Source organism: Kitasatospora sp. NPDC091257 (genome assembly GCF_044757675.1).
In the GTDB taxonomy this organism is placed as follows: domain Bacteria; phylum Actinomycetota; class Actinomycetes; order Streptomycetales; family Streptomycetaceae; genus Kitasatospora; species Kitasatospora lactacystinica.
The window spans coordinates 1-4,954 of record NZ_JBIVVI010000692.1; the positions used below are offsets into that span (position 1 = coordinate 1).

The following is a 4,954-nucleotide window of genomic DNA, read 5'->3' on the forward strand; positions in this document are numbered from 1 at the left end:
GGCACCCCCCAAGGGGGCATACCGCACGCACCGGACACTCCGAGGGACACCCCCCGACGTGAAGACGGAATAAGGGACCGACATAATGTCCGTCGTGGCGACAGCAACAGCAGTAGAAACCGGGCACGCGCACGGATCGGTCAACCGGCCGAACATGGTCAGCGTCGGAACGATCGTCTGGCTCAGTTCCGAGTTGATGTTCTTCGCGGCCCTCTTCGCGATGTACTTCACGCTCCGCTCCGTCAAGGGGCCGGAGTTCTGGACCGAGAAGGCCCACGCCCTCAACGTGCCCTTCTCCTCGGTCAACACCACGATCCTGGTGCTCTCCTCGCTCACCTGCCAGCTCGGCGTGTTCGCTGCCGAGCGCGGTGACGTGAAGAAGCTCCGGGCGTGGTTCATCCTCACGTTCGCCATGGGCGCGGTCTTCATCGGCGGCCAGGTCTTCGAGTACACCGAGCTGGTCAAGAAGGACGGCCTGTCGCTGTCCTCCGACCCGTACGGCACGGTGTTCTACCTGACCACCGGCTTCCACGGGCTGCACGTGACGGGTGGTCTGATCGCCTTCCTGCTGGTCCTGGGACGGACGTACGCAGCCAAGCGCTTCACGCACGAGCAGGCCACCGCGGCGATCGTCGTGTCGTACTACTGGCACTTCGTCGACGTCGTGTGGATCGGCCTGTTCGCGACCATCTACCTGATCAAGTAACCAGCTGATCAGGTCGCTGGCCACCGGCTGCGGCCCCCGCCCTCACCGGCGACGGGCCGCTTCTGCCGGTGCCGACGCTCCCACCGACCGACCGCGCGCGCAGCCCTAGACAGGCAGCCTCGTGCCGGCCAGACCGGCCGCCGGGTGCACCCACCAGTCGACCAGATCCTGACACCGGGGTTATTCCGTGAAAAAGCTCTCCGCACGACGGCGCCACCCATTGGCGGCGCTGGTCGTCCTACTTCTCGCCCTGGCGGCAACCGGGGGGCTGTACGCCGCGTTCGCGCCCGCCGACAAGGCGCAGGCCGACGTCGCCGCGCAGTCGCTCGCGATCGATGAGGGCAAGAAGCTCTTCGCCGTCGGCTGCTCCTCCTGCCACGGCATGAACGGCCAGGGCAGCAGTGACGGTCCGAGCCTGGTCGGCGTCGGCTCCGCCGCCGTCGACTTCCAGGTCGGCACCGGCCGCATGCCGGCCCAGCAGCCCGGCGCCCAGGTCCCGCGCAAGAAGAACATCTACTCGCAGGCCGAGATCGACCAGCTCGCCGCCTACGTCGCCTCCCTCGGTCCCGGCCCGGTGACCCCGACGGAGGAGCAGTTCACCTCGACCAACCCCGAGGACATCTCCAAGGGTGGCGAGCTGTTCCGCACCAACTGCGCCCAGTGCCACAACTTCGCCGGCCAGGGTGGTGCCCTGACCAAGGGCAAGTACGCCCCGTCGCTCGAGGGCGTGGACGCCAAGCACATCTACGAGGCCATGCAGACCGGCCCGCAGAACATGCCGTCGTTCCCGGACACCACCATGCCCGAGGAGCAGAAGAAGCAGATCGTGGCCTTCGTCCGCCACACCACCAACGATGAGCCCAACCCCGGCGGTCTCACCCTGGGCAGCCTCGGTCCGGTGACCGAGGGTCTGTTCGGCTGGATCTTCGGCCTCGGCACGCTCATCGCGGTCGCGATCTGGGTCGCCGCCCACACCACCAAGGCCAAGAAGTCATGAGCCACGACATGTCAGAAGAGAAGCTCCCGGAGCCGCACGGCTCCGCCGGCGAGGTGGCCGACCACGGCAGCCCGTTCGCCGACCCGGGCCTGCCGGCCCACGAGCCCCGGCGCACCGACATCGACGAGCGGGCCGCCCAGCGCGCCGAGCGCCAGGTCTCGCTGATGTTCGTGATCTCGATGCTCGCCACCGTGGGCTTCATCGCCTCGTACGTGGCCATCGACCCGGACAAGATCGTCTACATCTTCCCGCTCGGTCACGTCAGCGCGCTGAACTTCGCGCTCGGCCTGACCCTGGGTATCGCGCTGTTCATGATCGGCGCGGGCGCGGTCCACTGGGCCCGCACCCTGATGTCGGACGTCGAGCTGCCGGCCGAGCGTCACCCGATCGAGGCGTCCGACGAGGTCCGCGCGGACGTCATCGAGCAGTTCAAGACCGGCGCCGCCGAGTCCGGCTTCGGCCGCCGCAAGATGATCCGCAACACCCTGATCGGCTCCATGGCGCTGGTCCCGCTCTCCGGCGTGGTCCTGCTCCGTGACCTTGGCCCGCTTCCCGAGAAGAAGCTCAAGGAGACCGGTTGGAAGGAGGCGACCGAGGCCAAGCCGCTGCCGCTGATCAACATGAACACGCTGCAGCCGATGAAGCCCGAGGACATCGTCATCGGCTCGCTCACCTTCGCCATGCCGGAGGGCCTGTCCACGCACAGCGAGGACTTCCAGCAGCGGATCGCCAAGGACGCCCTGATGCTGGTCCGCATCGCGCCCGAGGACATCAAGGACGAGAAGTCCAAGGAGCTCGGCTTCGAGGGCATCCTCGCCTACTCCAAGATCTGCACCCACGTCGGCTGCCCGATCAGCCTGTACGAGCAGCAGACCCACCACGCGCTCTGCCCCTGCCACCAGTCGACCTTCGACCTGGCGGACGGCGCCCGCGTCATCTTCGGCCCGGCCGGTCACCCGCTGCCGCAGCTGAAGATCATCACTGACGAGAAGGGCAACCTGGTCGCCACCGGCGACTTCGCGGAGCCCGTCGGCCCGAGCTACTGGGAGCGTGCTCGATGAGTAGCGCGAGCAGCACCACGACCGGTGCCGCCAAGCCCTCCAGCACGCGTGAAAAGCCCGCCAACAAGTGGGAAGCCGCGGCTGACTGGACGGACGGCCGGCTGGGGATCTACTCCCTCGCCAAGGCCAACCTGCGGAAGATCTTCCCGGACCACTGGTCCTTCATGCTGGGCGAGATCTGCCTCTACACGTTCGTCATCATCATCCTGACCGGCGTCTACCTGACGCTGTTCTTCAAGCCCTCGATGGCCGAGGTCGTCTACGACGGCTCGTACGTGCCACTCAAGGGCATCCCGATGTCGGAGGCCTACGCCTCCACGGTGGACATCAGCTTCGAGGTCCGCGGCGGTCTGCTGATCCGTCAGATCCACCACTGGGCCGCCCTGGTCTTCGTGGCCGCGATGCTCGTGCACATGATGCGCGTGTTCTTCACCGGCGCGTTCCGCAAGCCGCGTGAGATCAACTGGGTCTTCGGCTTCCTGCTGCTGGTCCTGGGCATGTTCGACGGCTTCTTCGGCTACTCCCTGCCGGACGACCTGCTGTCGGGCACCGGTATCCGCTTCATGGAAGGCGCGATCCTCGCCGTCCCGCTGATCGGCACCTACGTCCAGATGTTCCTGTTCGGGGGCGAGTTCCCCGGCCACGACATCGTGCCGCGCTTCTTCACCATCCACGTGCTGCTGATCCCGGGCATCATGCTCGGCCTGCTGGTGGCGCACCTGATCCTGGTCTTCTACCACAAGCACACCCAGTGGGCGGGCCCGGGCAAGACCGAGAAGAACGTCGTCGGCATGCCGCTGATGCCGGTCTACATGGCCAAGGCCGGTGGCTTCTTCTTCCTGGTGTTCGGCCTCATCGCCGTCGTCTCGGCGATCGCCACGATCAACCCGATCTGGGCGTACGGCCCGTACCGTCCGGACCAGGTCTCCACGGACGCCCAGCCCGACTGGTACATGGGCTTCTCCGAGGGTCTGATCCGTGTCATGCCGGGCTGGGAGATCAGCGTCTGGGGCGGTCACACCCTCAACCTGGGCGTCATGATCCCGCTGGCGATCTTCCCGCTGGTCCTGGTCTCGATCGCGGTCTACCCGTTCATCGAGAGCTGGATCACCGGCGACAAGCGCGAGCACCACATCCTGGACCGCCCGCGCAACGCTCCGGTCCGCACCGCCCTGGGTGCCGCCTGGATCAGCCTCTACCTGGTGCTGCTGATGGGTGGTGGCAACGACCTGTTCGCCACCCACCTGCACCTGTCGATCAACTCGATCACCTACTTCGTCCGCGTCGGCTTCTTCGTCGTCCCGGTCGTCGTCTTCATCATCACCAAGCGCTGGTGCCTCGGCCTCCAGCGCCGTGACAAGGAGAAGGTGCTGCACGGCCGCGAGACGGGCGTCATCAAGCGCCTGCCGCACGGCGAGTTCATCGAGGTGCACGCCCAGCTGCCGCAGAAGGACCTGTTCAAGCTCACCGCGCACGACCAGAACCAGCCGGTCGAGCTGCCGGCCCAGACGGACGAGAACGGCGTGGCCCGCAAGGCCGGCGTCCTCACCCGCACCCGGGCCAAGCTCTCCCGCGGCTTCTACGGCGAGGGCAGCCAGATCCCCAAGCCGACCGCCGAGGAGCACCACGAGATCACCAGCGGCCACGGCCACCACTGATCCCGTAAGCGCCACCGCGCCACCCCGAGGGCCGCTGACCAGAGTTCTTCTGGTCGGCGGCCCTCGGGCGTGTCCGGCGGCTTTCCCGTACCCGCCCGCCGCGCCACCAGGAGCCCCTGTGCAGCTGTCCGTCGACCCCGCCTCGGCCACTCCCCCGTACGAGCAGATCCGCACCCAGATCGCCGACCGGGCCCGCTCCGGCGAGCTGCCGACCGGGCTGCGGCTGCCCACCGTCCGGGCCCTGGCCGAGGAGCTGGGGCTGGCCGCCGGCACCGTCGCCCGGGCCTACCGCGAGCTGGAGGCGGACGGCGTGGTGGAGACCCACGGCCGGCGCGGCACGCTGATCGCCGCCACCGGGGACGCCGCCCACCGGCTGACCGCCGAGGCCGCCGCCGAGTTCGCCGCCCGGGCGAGCCGCCTGGGCGTCTCCCGCTCGGATGCCCTGGCCGCCGTGGACACCGCTCTGCGGCTGGCCTTCCCGGAGGGCTGACGGGCCCGGGAGGGGCCCGTCAGAGGTCGGGGCGGATCATCC

General features: G+C 68.2%; 5 protein-coding genes. All 5 read left to right on the forward strand.

The annotated features are described in order from the left end of the window. Positions 1-85: 85 nt before the first annotated feature. The 5 genes from ACIQOV_RS27430 (at position 86) to ACIQOV_RS27450 (ending at position 4,912) form a co-directional block, all read left to right on the forward strand. Entirely contained in the window at positions 86-706 is a 621-nt protein-coding gene (locus ACIQOV_RS27430) for a heme-copper oxidase subunit III (protein WP_049651835.1), read from the forward strand. Between the two features lie 187 nt (positions 707-893). Then, positions 894-1,703, forward strand: a complete 810-nt coding sequence (locus tag ACIQOV_RS27435) for a c-type cytochrome (protein ID WP_359897057.1) — start codon at positions 894-896, stop codon at positions 1,701-1,703. A gap of 8 nt (positions 1,704-1,711) precedes the next feature. Next, a complete protein-coding gene (locus ACIQOV_RS27440; RefSeq protein WP_380545985.1) occupies positions 1,712-2,764 on the forward strand; it encodes a Rieske 2Fe-2S domain-containing protein in 1,053 nt (350 codons plus the stop codon). After that, the gene (locus ACIQOV_RS27445) at positions 2,761-4,422 is read left to right on the forward strand and encodes a ubiquinol-cytochrome c reductase cytochrome b subunit (RefSeq protein WP_359897054.1); all 1,662 of its coding nucleotides are present in this window, start codon (positions 2,761-2,763) and stop codon (positions 4,420-4,422) included. Before ACIQOV_RS27440 ends, ACIQOV_RS27445 begins: the two co-directional genes overlap by 4 nt. A gap of 118 nt (positions 4,423-4,540) precedes the next feature. Beyond that, the gene (locus ACIQOV_RS27450; protein WP_401052947.1) at positions 4,541-4,912 is read left to right on the forward strand and encodes a GntR family transcriptional regulator; all 372 of its coding nucleotides are present in this window, start codon (positions 4,541-4,543) and stop codon (positions 4,910-4,912) included. Positions 4,913-4,954 lie beyond the last annotated feature (42 nt).